This is a genomic window from Rathayibacter agropyri, assembly GCF_013249015.1.
Lineage (GTDB): Bacteria > Actinomycetota > Actinomycetes > Actinomycetales > Microbacteriaceae > Rathayibacter > Rathayibacter agropyri.
The window spans coordinates 869,904-882,103 of the sequence record NZ_JABRPL010000001.1; the positions used below are offsets into that span (position 1 = coordinate 869,904).

Here is a 12,200-nt window from a genome sequence, read left to right on the forward strand (position 1 = left end):
TCAGTTCTTCTTTCTCGAGTAGAAGGGGAGCTCGGTGACGGCCATCGCAAGGCGGCTACCGCGGACATCGACGGTGAGTGCCGTGCCCGGCTGGGCAAAGGCGGGCGCGACGTAGGCCATCGCGATCGGTACGCCGAGGGTCGGTGAGAGGACGCCGCTGGTGACCACTCCGACCTCGTCGTCGCCGGAGAGGACGCGGTAGTGGGCGCGGGCGGCGCGGCGCCCCTCGCCGACGAGGCCGACCAGCACCGGTGCCTCGCCCGCGGGTCCCTCCTCGCTCGCCGCGCGGCCGACGAAATCGATCGGCTTCCCGAGGGCGACCACGCGGCCAAGGCCCGCCTGCGCGGGAAACACGTCGCGGGAGAGCTCGTGACCGTAGAGCGGCATGCCCGCCTCGAGGCGCAGCGTGTCGCGCGCGGCGAGCCCGGCGGGGACGAGGCCCGCTCCGGCGCCGGTCTCGGCGAGCGCCTGCCAGAGGGCGGGTGCCGTCTCGGGGGCGACGTAGATCTCGAAGCCGTCCTCGCCGGTGTAACCGGTGCGGGCGATCAGGAGCGGATGCGCCTCGAAGGTCGCGGGCACGGCGCGGTAGTAGCGCAACTCGGCGAGCAGACGCGCCGCCGCGTCGGTGTCGAGCACCGGCTCCTCACCGTGCTCCACTGCGAGGCCCCGGACGTTCTGCAGGATCTCGAGCGACCGGGGACCCTGGAGGGCGATCAGCGCAATGTCATCGCTCTCGTCGAACAGCTCGCACTCGAACATCGCGGTACGGTCGCGCAGAGTCTCGACAACGATGTTCCGGTTGGCGGCATTCGCCACCACCATGAAGCGGTCCTCGCCCGTGCGGTAGACGACGAGGTCGTCGATGACTCCGCCCGTGCGCTCAAGCAGGAGGGTGTACTTGGCGCGCCCGACGGCCACGGCCGACAGGTCGCTCGCGAGGGAGTAGTCGAGGGCGTCGACCGCTTCGGGGCCGACCAGGAGGATCTCGGCCATGTGCGAGAGGTCGAAGAGGCCGGCGGCAGTGCGCACGGCGTGGTGCTCGACGAGGTCACCGGAGTAGCGGACCGGCATCTGCCAGCCCGCGAAGTCGGTGAAGGCCGCGCCGGCGGCGACATGCACCTCGTGCAGGGGCGAGTAGCGGGCCTCTGGGCTGGTCGACGGGGTCGTCGCGGTCTCAGACATGAGTTCTCCAATTCGTCGCAGTGCTGTTCTCGCGCCGCTCACCGCGGCAGAGCACAGCAGTGCCGTGGGAACTCCCCCTCTGTCGTGGAGCCTGAGAGATTCGCGCCGCCACGGGGACGTGCGCTTTCACCGTGGGCGGATCCGAGCGGATCGCTTTCCAGAGTGGCCAGTTCGACGCGGTACACAGACCTGAGAGATTGGCGGGGAGGCTTGCTCCTTCGGTGCCGACCGGAGTCGGCTCTCCCGCGTCGCTTATTGCGGCCCGGTATTCGGTTGTCCGGTCAGCCTAGCGGGCGGACGGCGTGCGGGGGCGGGAGGTCGGGACGCCCCCGCCGCACACGACGGGCTGTTGCATCCCTCCGATGAGGCGGACCACGGACACTCGTGGCACATGGCTGCTGAGTATGAGGAAGGCAGTCCTTCGTGACGAGTCGAGTCTGCGCCGCGGCGGATCGGCAGAGAGCGGCCCGTGCCGATCGTTCCAGGACACTCACCTCTGGCGTTCGGGTGTCGATGACACTAAGGTAGCTCCTGGGCTTAGGGTCAACCGGACTCTTAGTAGGGAGGCCGGATGTCGCACGTTCAACTCGCTGTGTCGACGGTGATCTTCGCGCTCCGCCCGCACTCCGAGACGGGCGCCAGCACCGTCTGGATCCCGGTCGTCCGCCGCATCCGCGAGCCCTTCGAAGGCCTCTGGGCACTGCCCGGCGGCCCGCTGCATCCCGACGAGGACCTCGCCGAATCCGCTCGCCGCACCCTCCGAGAGACCACCGGACTCGCCCCGCGCTACCTCGAACAGCTCTACGCCGTCGGGGGCACCGACCGTTCTCCTGGCGAGCAGCGCGTGGTCTCGATCGTCTACTGGGCCCTCGTGCGCGGCGCTGAGGCCGACGAGGCGACCGTCGGCGAGAACGTGACCTGGCTGTGTACCGACCTGCCGCTCCGACTCGCCTTCGACCACAGCGTCATCGTCGACTACGCCCTCTGGCGCCTGCGCAACAAGATGGAGTACTCACGCATCGCGCAGGCGTTCCTCGGTGACTCCTTCACGCTCGCTCAGCTGCGCGAGGTGCACGAGGCCGTCCTCCAGAAACCGCTGGACCCGGCCAACTTCCGCCGGATGATCGAGGCCTCCCAGACCGTCGTGCCGACCGGGGAGCGGCTGACGGGCACCCGTCACCGCCCGCCCCGGCTGTACCGCTACGACGAGTCCGTGGCGCTCGTTGACAACGGCCCGCTCCCCGTCTGAGCGCTCTCTCCCCACGCCCCACTGCCTTCCGAACCCCCACCGCCGAACGAGGAGACACCGTGACATCCGTCGACAGCACCATCCGGCTCATCGAGAGCGGATCCGCACCGGGCGCCACCTGTGCGCCCGAGCTCGCGGAGGCTCCCTGGTCGTTCGATCTCGGCCTGCCCGCCTACGGCCCCGGCGCCTCCCAGGCCGACCCGATCCCCGTGGACGCTCCTGTGCAGGGCCGCTTGCCCGAGGAGTACACGACGGCGAGCGCCAACGAGCTGCACCACCGCATCCTGGCGGCGAAGCGGACGCTCGGCGAGCGGGTCGTGGTGCTCGGGCACTTCTACCAGCGTGACGAGGTCGTGCAGTACGCCGACTACGTGGGCGACTCGTTCCAGCTCGCCAAGGCGGCGACCGGCACTCCGGAGGCCGAGGCGATCATATTCTGCGGCGTGCACTTCATGGCGGAGACGGCGGACATCCTCTCGAGGCCTGAGCAGGCCGTGATTCTGCCGAACCTCGCGGCGGGCTGCTCGATGGCCGACATGGCCGACATCGACTCGGTGGAGGACGCGTGGGCCGAGCTGACGGAGCTGTACGGCACCGAGCCGGACGCCGACGGCCGTGTCCCGCTGGTCCCGGTCACCTACATGAACTCGTCCGCCGCGCTCAAGGCGTTCTGTGGTCGCCACGGCGGTGTGGTCTGCACCTCCTCGAACGCGGCGACCGTGCTCGCGGACGTGTTCGCGCGCGGCCAGCGGGTGCTGTTTTTCCCTGATCAGCACCTCGGCCGTAACACGGCGAAGGCGATGGGCGTGCCGCTGGAGCGCATGCCGCTGTGGAATCCGCGCAAGCCGCAGGGCGGCTCCGACACGGCGACGCTGATCGACGCGCAGGTGATCCTCTGGCACGGCTTCTGCTCGGTGCACAAGCGCTTCACCGTCGCGCAGATTGCACAAGCGCGCAGCGAGCACCCGGCCGTGCGCGTGATCGTGCACCCGGAGTGCCCAATGGCGGTCGTGGACGCGGCCGACGAATACGGGTCGACCGACTTCATCGTGAAGGCGATCGAGGCGGCACCCGCCGGGTCGACCTTCGCGATCGGCACCGAGATCAACCTGGTGCAGCGCCTCGCCGCGCAGTACCCGCAGCACACGATCTTTTGCCTCGAGGACGTGGTCTGCCCGTGCTCGACGATGTACCGCATCCACCCGGGCTACCTCGCCTGGGTCCTCGAGGGCCTGGTCGCGGGCACCGTGCTCAACCGCATCACCGTCGAGGAGTCGGTGCGGGCCGAGGCGCGCGTGGCGCTCGAGCGGATGCTCGCGGCCGTTCCGCCCGTTCGTGCGGCGATGGTCTGACGTGGCGCGCGTCATTGTCGTCGGCAGCGGGATCGCGGGCTTGGTCACTGCGCTGGTGGCCTCGCACCGGCACGAGGTGATGCTGGTCACGAAGGGCGCGCTCGCGGAGTCATCCACTCGGGCAGCGCAGGGCGGGATCGCGGCGGCCAGCGGAGCGAGTGACTCGGTGGCGCTGCACGTCGAGGACACGCTCGCCGCCGGCGCGGGGCTGGGCGTACGCGAGGCCGTCGAGGTGCTCTGCGCCGAGGGTCCGGCGGCGGTCGCGGCGCTGCAGGAGTGGGGGGTCGCCTTCGACCGGGAGCGCGGCGACCTCGCGCGCGGGCTGGAGGGGGCGCACTCCCGGCCGCGGATCTTGCACGCAGGCGGGGACGCGACCGGCGCCGCGATCGAGGCGGCCCTCGTCGCGGCCGTGCGCGGCGCCCGAGTCGAGCTGCGCGAGCACACCGCGCTGGTCGATCTGGTGCAGGAGGGAGGGGCTGTCACCGGCGTCGACGTCCTGCACGACGGCGCTGTCAAGCGCCTGGGCGCCAACGCGGTCGTGCTCGCGACCGGAGGGGCGGGACAGCTGTACCGCCACACCACCAATCCCGCGGTGGTCACGGGCGATGGTCTCGCCGCGGCCCTGCGCGCGGGCGCCGCGACAGCCGACCTGGAGTTCTACCAGTTCCACCCGACGACGCTGGCGTTGCCAGGCGGGTTCCTGGTCTCGGAGGCGGTGCGCGGCGAGGGCGCCGTGCTGCGCGACGCCGCGGGCGAGCGCTTCCTGCTCGGGGTGCACCCCGACGCCGAGCTCGCGCCGCGCGACGTGGTGGCGCGGGCGATCGCCGAGCGGATGCGCCGCCAGGGCGGACTCCCCGTGCACCTCGACGCGCGAGCCATCGACCCGTCGGTGCTGGCACAGCGCTTCCCCACCATCTCGGCCGCGTGCCGGGCGAACGGGCTCTCGCTGGCCGACGACCTGCTGCCCGTCACTCCCGCCGCGCACTACTGGATGGGCGGGATCGCGACCGACCTCGACGGGCGCACGAGCCTGCCCGGGCTCCTCGCCGTCGGTGAGGTCGCCCGCACCGGCGTGCACGGAGCGAACCGCCTGGCCAGCAACAGCCTCCTCGAGGGGGTTGTCTTCGCCCGCCGTGCGGCCTCGGCCCTCGACTCCCTCCCGCGCGGCTCCGGGCCCGACACGCCGCCCATCGCTCTCGCTCCGATGGCCCTCGATCGCGCAGCTCTCCAGGAGGCGATGTGGTCGGGCGCCGGCCTCTCGCGCGACGCGGCGGGGCTGACAGCCGCGCGCGAGGCTCTGCGCGCCTGCGCCCTCCCCGCTCCGCTGGAACTGCGGACGCTGGAAGACGCGAACCTGCGCACCTGTGCGCTCGCACTGATCGACGCCGCCCTCGCCCGCACCCGCTCGGTCGGAGCGCACCACCGCACCGACTCCCCCGACCACCGGTCCGTCACCGGGCCCAGGAGAAAGGCAGCCCTCCCGTGCTGACCCGCCAGAGCATCGACCGCGTCGTCACCCTCGCCCTCGAGGAGGACGCGCCCTGGGGCGACCTCACCTCGGACACCCTGATCCCCGAGGACGCGACGGCGCGGGCCTCGCTCGTCGCCCGAGAGCCCGGCGTGTTCAGCGGCGGTGCCGTCCTCGTCGGCACGATGCGGCACGCTGACTCCCGCATCCGGTGCACCGTGCAGGTCGAGGACGGCGCCGTCTTCGAGGCCGGAGCGACGCTGGCGAGCATCGAGGGCCCGGCCCGCGCCGTGCTGCGCGGTGAGCGGGTCGCGCTCAACCTGGTGCAGCGGATGAGCGGCATCGCCACCGTGACCGCCCGCTACGTCGCCGCCGTCGAGGGCACCCGCGCCAGGATCGTCGACACCCGCAAGACCACCCCCGGCCTGCGTGCGCTCGAGCGGCACGCCGTGCGCAGCGGAGGTGGGCACAACCACCGCTTTTCGCTCTCGGACGCGGTGCTCGCCAAGGACAACCACCTCGCGGTGCTCGCGGCCCGCGGAATCGACCTGACCGCAGCGCTGCGGGCGGCGCGCGCCTCGATCCCGCACACGGCGCACCTCGAGGTCGAGGTCGACCGGCTCGACCAGATCGAGCCCGCGCTGGCCGGCGGCGCGGACACGATCATGCTCGACAACTTCACGCCGGAGTTGCTGCACCAGGGCGTCGCGCTGATCGGGGGGCGGGCGGTGGTCGAGGCGAGCGGAGGCGTCGACCTCTCGACGGTGCGCGCGATCGCCGAGGCGGGCGTCGACGTGATCTCGATCGGCGCGCTCACGCACAGCGTCCGCTCGCTCGATCTCGGCCTCGACATCGGCGTCGAGTGATCTACCTCGACCACGCCGCGACGTCACCGGTGCGCCGCGAGGTGCTGGAGGCGATGTGGCCGTTCCTCACCAGCGAATACGGCAATCCGTCGAGTAGCCACGCGACAGGTGCAGCGGCGGCTCGCGCGCTCGAGGAGGCCCGAGGGCTCGTCGCCCGGTTCCTCGGCGGGCGCGCTTCCGAGACCCTCTTCACCTCGGGCGGCACGGAGTCGATCAACACCGCGGTGAAGGGCCTCGCGCTCGGGGCGCCCCGCGGTCGGCACCTGGTCCTCTCGGCGCTGGAGCACGAGGCGACGGCCGAGTCGGCCGACCACCTGCGGCGGCTGCACGGCTTCGAAGTCTCGGTGGCGCCCGTCGACGGCTCCGGCCGGCTCGACCTCGACGCGCTCGCCGCGCTGATCCGCCCGGACACGACGCTGATCTCGGTGCTCGCCGCGAGCAACGAGATCGGGACAGTGCAGGACGTCCCCGCGATCGCCGCCCTGTGCCGGGAGCGCGGCGTACCGCTGCACGTCGATGCGGTGCAGGCCGCCGGCTGGCTCGATGTGGCGGGCTGGGGCGCCGACGCGGTCTCGATCTCGGGGCACAAGCTCGGCGCGCCCAAGGGAGTGGGGGCGCTGCTGCTGCGCAGCCGCCTGCCGTTCGAGCCGCTGCTGCACGGCGGCGGACAGGAGCGCCAGCGGCGCTCGGGCACCGAGAACGTCGCGTTCGCGGTCGCGCTCGGCGCGGCGGTGCGCCTGCTCGATCCCGATCGCGCCATTCGGGTCCGCGCCGTTCGCGACGCCTTCGCCGAGCGCGTCGCCAGCCTGGCGCCGCGGGCGGTGCCGCTCGGCTCGGCAGAGCACCGCCTCCCTTCGATCGCCGCGTACGCGGTGCCCGGGCGCAGCGGCGAGTCGACTCTGCTCGAGCTGGAGGAGCGCGGAGTGCTGGTCTCCAGTGGCTCGGCGTGCGCCGCCGGGCGCGCCGAGCCGTCGCCGACACTCCTGGCCCTGGGACTCACTCCGGAACTCGCGCAGACCGCCGTGCGGTTCAGCTTCGGCGAGGACGCGGCACTTGCGGAGGCAGAGGCTGCGGCAGCCGCATTCGCCGAGGTCCTCGCGCGCTTCTGAACCGACTCGCCGCGGATTCCCGACGATCGGGAATGTCGGAGGTGCCTGCGATCGTTCTCCCGTCCGAACCCCGCACCTGTGCCCGTGTCGGCATCGTCTGCTCGCGCGGAGCAGACGATGCGTCCTGTGCCACCCCGATCCCCCTTACGACCGGAGTCCCCCTGTGACCGATCGCAGCACCCTTCCCGGCACGCGGCCCGCCGCTCCCGCTGCCACCACCCTGGAGCCGCGCAGCCGCCTCGTCATCAGCCTGCTGCTGGTCTCGGCGTTCGTCGTCATCCTCAACGAGACGATCCTGAGCGTGGCGCTGCCCGACCTCATGCGCGACTTCGGCGTCGAGGCGCACGTCGGCCAGTGGCTCTCGACCGCGTTCATGCTGACGATGGCGGTCGTCATCCCGATCACGGGATACCTGATCCAGCGGCTGCATACCCGGACTCTGTTCGCCGCCGCGATGACCCTGTTCAGCCTCGGTACGCTCTCCGCCGCTTTAGCGCCGACGTTCGCCGTCCTCCTTGCCGCGCGGGTGGTGCAGGCCAGCGGCACGGCCATCATGATGCCGCTCCTGATGACGACCGTGATGACGCTGGTGCCGCCGGCGATCCGCGGCCGGATGATGGGCAATATCTCCATTGTCATCTCGGTCGCGCCCGCGGTCGGCCCGACCATCTCGGGCGTCATCCTGAACTTCCTCAGCTGGCGCTGGATGTTCTGGATCGTGCTGCCGATCGCGATCGGTGCACTACTGCTCGGGCTGCGCAAGGTCGAGAACGTGACCGAGCCGCGCTCGATCCCGATCGATTCCCTCTCGGTGGTTCTCTCCGTCTTCGGTTTCGGCGGCCTGGTCTACGGCCTGAGCAGCCTCGGCGAGGGCGGCGAGGCCGTGGTCGCGCCGTGGGTGCCCTTCGTCGTCGCGGGCCTCGGCCTCGCGAGCTTCATCGGCCGCCAGCTCGTGTTGCAGCGGATCGACCGCGCCCTGCTCGATCTGCGGACGTTCTCCTCCGCCAACTTCACGATCGTCATCGTCATGATGGCCGTCAGCATGTCGGCGCTGTTCGGCACCCTCATCCTCCTGCCGCTCTACACCCAGAACGTGCTCGGTCTCACTCCACTCCAGACCGGCCTGCTGCTGCTCCCGGGCGGGCTGCTCATGGGCCTGCTCGCGCCGTTCGTCGGCCGCGGCTATGACCGCTTCGGACCAAGGGTGCTTCTCGTGCCCGGATCGATCGTCGTCGCCGGCGCGCTCTGGGGGTACACCCTGCTCGCCGCCGACTCGTCGCCCTGGTTCGTGCTCTCGCTGCACGTGGTCCTGAGCCTCGGGCTCGCCTTCGTCTTCACTCCGCTATTCACCGCCGGCCTCGGCTCGGTGCGCCCCGCGCTCTACTCCCACGGCAGCGCGATCATCGGCACGGTTCAGCAGCTCGGAGGCGCGGCGGGCACAGCTCTGTTCGTCACCGTCCTGTCGATCCAGTCGGCGGCGCTTGCGCAGGGTGGTGCCGACCAGGTGACCGCGTCGGCCGGCGGCATCCACTCCGCTTTCCTCTGGGGAGCCTCGATCGCCACACTCGCGATCGTCGCCGCGTTCCTCGTGCGACGTCCCGTGGACTCCGACGCGCCACTGCCGATGGCGCACTGACCGCTCAGTGCCCTCATCGCTCAGTGCCTCACCGCTGAGTGCCCTCATCGCTGAGGGGCTCGGCTATCGCCGGCCCGCCGATGCCAGCGAGTCGGTGAGGGAGTCGCCGTGCTCGCGGCGCCAGCCGATGATCGGCCCCGTACCCGTGCCGGCGATCGGCCCGAGCGCGACACTTACCCGGAGTGCCGGATCAAGGGTCGGCTCCGCGAGACGGAAGCGCACGCCGTCGATCCGTGCCTCGGCCGCGAAGCGCGACTCGTGCACGTGGACACGCTGCGGATCCAGGTCCAGTCCGCGTCCATTCGCCTTCAGCGCTGCTCCGATCCGCGTCCCGTGCAGGACCGGATCGGCGCGGCGCACTCCCCCGGTGGCGAACGGGCCACTCGCGCGCCTCTCGCCTCGCCCCCTCGGCCCGGCAGCCGGCTCGACGTCCACACCGACGGCACCCGCGCTGCTCACGGCGACCACCACGGCCCCAGCACAGTGCGCGATGCTCACCGACAGCAGCGCCAGCGCGCTATCGGGGCCCTCCAGGCGGGGACGGCCGTGCGACCCTCCGCAGTACGCGCAGCAGGCGACGACCCGCACCGCCGAGGGACGACTGCCGGTCAGCTCCGCGGCGAGCATCCGCAGCAACACCCGGCCGACCACGAAGCGCTCGGCCATCGGCGCCGCCTCCGTGCTCGCGTAGCGCTCACGCTCTTCGGTGCTGAGGATCGGCAGCAATCGCTCCGCATCGAGACTGTGCTCCTCCAGCGACAGCCAGCGCAGGTAGATGCCGGGCAGATCGGCACCAATCCCCTGTTCCCCCGTGTGTTCGCCCATGTCCTGATCCCCCCGGTCAGCTCGCGGTGACGTGCTCGCCGTGCGCGGAGACCCCGGCATCGTCCTGCGTGAGCAGACGAAGCTGCCCCACGTCAGGGCGGAGAGTGTCGTCGCAGGTGGCGGGCATGCGGCGACGCTAGTCCGGCCGTGCGACGCGCAGGTGAACGGCCGGTGGCCGTCGCGTAGTCGCCATCGACGTCGGGCGCCGTGATCGCAGCGGACGGTTCCGCGCCTCAGCCCCGATGGCGAGCGCCGTCACTCGCTAAACGCTGCGGGAGCCAGATCGGTCTCCCCGCCCTCGATCGCGGCGAGGAGCCGGTCAACGACAGCCTGCGGAGCCAGACCAGCGCCGAAGCGCGGTGCCTCGCCCGCAAGCGGGTGCCGGGAGAGCTCCGTCTCGGTGTGGCCGGGGCGCGCATCGAGCAGCAGGACGCCCGCGCGCCGGTACTCGCGCGCCGAGGCCCGCACGAAGGCGTGTAGCGCGGCCTTCGAGGCTGAATAGGCGGCGAGCCCGGCGGTCGGAGCCTCGGCCACGACTCCGCTGATCGTGAGCGCGAACGGCTGTCGGCCCTTTCTCGCTGAGTCCGTCAGGGCGGCAAGGGCCGCCGTCAGCACCCGAATCGGCGCCAGCGCATTCACCTCGACCAACTCCTCCAGCACCGCGGGATCGAGCTCGGCCGAGGGACCGAACGCGACGACGCCCGAGGCGGCAACGACTCCGTCCAGGCGCCCGTGGCGCTTCATCACCTCGGCGACGAGACGACGCCCGGCGTCCTCACCGCGCAGGTCGGCGACGAGCGGAGCCTCCCCGAGGCTGGACGGACGACGCCCCGAGCGCACGGCGGTCGCGCCCCGCGCGTCCAGGCCGTCGGCGATGAGACTCCCGAGCCCGCCGGAGGCACCGAGAACGAGGACGACGGCACCGTCGAGACGAGTCATGGATCGAGCCTAGATGCGCCCGCCAGCCCGGATCGGCGCGTCTGCGACGCCTTGCCCTCACTGCATCCCGTTCGACGCCTGGACTGAGCCGCTGAGCCCGTAGAGATCGGCCGCGACCGTCGCCGCAGGTTCGATGATCTCCGAGAGACCGGCGCGCACCTCCGCCAGCCTCTCAGCCAGATTGTCGGCCGTGTCCGTCCCCAGCGCCCGCACTTCCGCGGCAAGCCGAGCACGGATGTCCTCGGCTCCGTCCGCCTGCTGAATATCGGCGTACACGTGCGGATTCGCGTCGAGGATGCGGGCGGCTCCCGCGAGCATCGTCCGCGCCGGAGGGGGCGCGAGCCGCCAGACGAGGGCTGGGTCGACCGGGGAGGAGGCAAGCACCGACGCCACCGCGAGGAGCGCCGCGTGCGGGAGGACCTGAGTGAACGCCATCACGGCGTCGTGATCGGCCGGGCCGAGGCGTTCCACGAGGGCACCGCTCCCCCGCAGCGCAGCACTGAGGGGTGCAGCCGCCGTCTCGTCGGCGTCCTCCGCGGTCACCACCACGACTCTCCTCCCCACCGTGCTGAGCGTCGGGCGGAACATCGGGTTGCAGCCGACCAGCCGGGGTCGGCGCCGACGGCCAGCGGAGGACTCGAAGAGCGGCGACTGCACGGAGGCCGTCGAGACGAGGACGGCATCGGACGGCAGCCACGGCTCGATCGAGTCGGCCACCTCCAGCGTGACAGCCTCCGGCAGGGCGAGCGCGACGAGATCCGCCCCGGACACGACCTCGCGCAGCCGCGGGTCCGAGCCGCGGCCATCCGTCTTGAGGTCACCTGCGCTGACGTCGACCGAGACCACCGACCAGCCGGCGTCCAGCAGCACCTCCCGGAGCCAGGTCCCGACCGTCCCTGCCCCACCGATCACCACTGCCGCGCTCATTCGTCTCCTCCGGCACTCGACGGCTGCCGTCCCCGCGCCGTGCAACAGCCCAGACCATACGCGGGCACGCTCGCCTTCACCAGCGTCCCCTCGAACTCCTCCTCAGGATCGGAGAGCGCCGTGATCGCGCCGCCGACACCGAAAGTCGCCCGATCGCCGGCCACCCCCACCGTGCGGCGCCTTCGAGCCTGTCGATGATCTCCATCGTCCTCCGCTTCGGCGCACCGGTCATCGAGCCGGGCGGAAAGCAGGAGCGGACGATGTCCAGAGATGTCCGACCCTTCGCACGGACTCCGACGACGCCCGAGACCAACTGGTGGACCGAGCGGAAGGACTGGATTTCGAACGGCGGGGGCCGACGACCGACCCCGGCTCGCAGACGACCTCGAGATCGTGCCTGACGATATCGACGATCATGAGATTCTCCGCCCTGTCCTTCTTGCTGACGGCGAGTTCCTCCCGCAGCCGGCCGTCCTCATTCGGATCCGCGCTGCGAGGACGCGTGCCCTTGATCGGTCGCGTCCCAACCGCACCCTCGGCGCGAATGCGCAGGAACCATGTGACCCACCTTCTCATCCGCGGGATCGGCGTCGGGGGTCGGGTCTGCCCTCCGCTCGCGCCTTGCCTCGCTGACGCAGGCCGACGCG

At 71.6% G+C, this 12,200-nt stretch carries 10 protein-coding genes, 1 pseudogene and 2 riboswitches; of the genes and pseudogenes, 6 read left to right on the forward strand and 5 right to left on the reverse strand.

Going from position 1 to position 12,200, the window contains the following annotated elements; all coding sequences use genetic code 11:
- Positions 1 to 1,182 (reverse strand): glycine cleavage system aminomethyltransferase GcvT, encoded by a 1,182-nt coding sequence (gcvT, locus tag HRF29_RS04035; protein ID WP_173244945.1) that lies wholly within the window; start codon positions 1,180 to 1,182, stop codon positions 1 to 3.
- 72 nt (positions 1,183 to 1,254) lie between these two features.
- Positions 1,255 to 1,348, reverse strand: a riboswitch (glycine riboswitch).
- A 1-nt stretch (position 1,349) separates the two neighbouring features.
- A riboswitch (glycine riboswitch) is annotated at positions 1,350 to 1,438 on the reverse strand.
- Between the two features lie 315 nt (positions 1,439 to 1,753).
- Here gcvT and HRF29_RS04040 point away from each other — a divergent pair.
- From HRF29_RS04040 to HRF29_RS04065, 6 genes are all read left to right on the forward strand, one after another.
- Positions 1,754 to 2,431, forward strand: coding sequence for an NUDIX hydrolase (locus HRF29_RS04040; RefSeq protein WP_173244948.1), 678 nt, complete (start codon positions 1,754 to 1,756; stop codon positions 2,429 to 2,431).
- 59 nt (positions 2,432 to 2,490) lie between these two features.
- Entirely contained in the window at positions 2,491 to 3,783 is a 1,293-nt protein-coding gene (gene nadA / locus HRF29_RS04045) for a quinolinate synthase NadA (protein WP_173244951.1), read from the forward strand.
- Position 3,784: 1 nt separating this feature from the next.
- Positions 3,785 to 5,272 (forward strand): L-aspartate oxidase, encoded by a 1,488-nt coding sequence (gene nadB, locus HRF29_RS04050; protein ID WP_173244954.1) that lies wholly within the window; start codon positions 3,785 to 3,787, stop codon positions 5,270 to 5,272.
- Complete coding sequence (gene nadC, locus HRF29_RS04055) at positions 5,266 to 6,117, forward strand: carboxylating nicotinate-nucleotide diphosphorylase (protein WP_173244957.1); 852 nt, start codon at positions 5,266 to 5,268, stop codon at positions 6,115 to 6,117. Before nadB ends, nadC begins: the two co-directional genes overlap by 7 nt.
- The gene (locus HRF29_RS04060) at positions 6,114 to 7,226 is read left to right on the forward strand and encodes an aminotransferase class V-fold PLP-dependent enzyme (RefSeq protein WP_173244960.1); all 1,113 of its coding nucleotides are present in this window, start codon (positions 6,114 to 6,116) and stop codon (positions 7,224 to 7,226) included. The genes nadC and HRF29_RS04060 overlap by 4 nt, the downstream gene beginning before the upstream one ends.
- 163 nt (positions 7,227 to 7,389) lie before the next feature.
- Positions 7,390 to 8,862 carry a DHA2 family efflux MFS transporter permease subunit gene (locus HRF29_RS04065; protein WP_173244963.1) on the forward strand — a complete coding sequence of 491 codons (1,473 nt, stop codon included), beginning with the start codon at positions 7,390 to 7,392 and terminating at the stop codon, positions 8,860 to 8,862.
- A 63-nt stretch (positions 8,863 to 8,925) separates the two neighbouring features.
- Here HRF29_RS04065 and HRF29_RS04070 read toward each other — a convergent pair whose 3' ends face one another.
- From HRF29_RS04070 to HRF29_RS15455, 4 genes and pseudogenes are all read right to left on the reverse strand, one after another.
- Complete coding sequence (locus HRF29_RS04070; protein WP_173244966.1) at positions 8,926 to 9,687, reverse strand: 4'-phosphopantetheinyl transferase family protein; 762 nt, start codon at positions 9,685 to 9,687, stop codon at positions 8,926 to 8,928.
- 255 nt (positions 9,688 to 9,942) lie between these two features.
- Positions 9,943 to 10,626, reverse strand: coding sequence for an SDR family NAD(P)-dependent oxidoreductase (locus HRF29_RS04075; RefSeq protein WP_173244969.1), 684 nt, complete (start codon positions 10,624 to 10,626; stop codon positions 9,943 to 9,945).
- Between the two features lie 57 nt (positions 10,627 to 10,683).
- Positions 10,684 to 11,553: a prephenate dehydrogenase dimerization domain-containing protein gene (locus tag HRF29_RS04080; RefSeq protein WP_173244972.1), complete on the reverse strand. Its 870-nt coding sequence runs from the start codon at positions 11,551 to 11,553 to the stop codon at positions 10,684 to 10,686.
- Positions 11,554 to 11,629: 76 nt separating this feature from the next.
- A pseudogene (locus HRF29_RS15455) lies at positions 11,630 to 12,129 on the reverse strand (chorismate-binding protein).
- Positions 12,130 to 12,200 lie beyond the last annotated feature (71 nt).

What these genes read in the sequence shown, in the direction of transcription:
- gcvT (WP_173244945.1), bottom strand. Translation starts at nt 1,182, where the DNA reads ATGTCTGAGACCGCGACGACCCCGTCGACCAGCCCAGAGGCCCGCTAC.
- HRF29_RS04040 (WP_173244948.1), top strand. Translation starts at nt 1,754, where the DNA reads ATGTCGCACGTTCAACTCGCTGTGTCGACGGTGATCTTCGCGCTCCGC.
- HRF29_RS04070 (WP_173244966.1), bottom strand. Translation starts at nt 9,687, where the DNA reads ATGGGCGAACACACGGGGGAACAGGGGATTGGTGCCGATCTGCCCGGC.
- HRF29_RS04075 (WP_173244969.1), bottom strand. Translation starts at nt 10,626, where the DNA reads ATGACTCGTCTCGACGGTGCCGTCGTCCTCGTTCTCGGTGCCTCCGGC.
- HRF29_RS04080 (WP_173244972.1), bottom strand. Translation starts at nt 11,553, where the DNA reads ATGAGCGCGGCAGTGGTGATCGGTGGGGCAGGGACGGTCGGGACCTGG.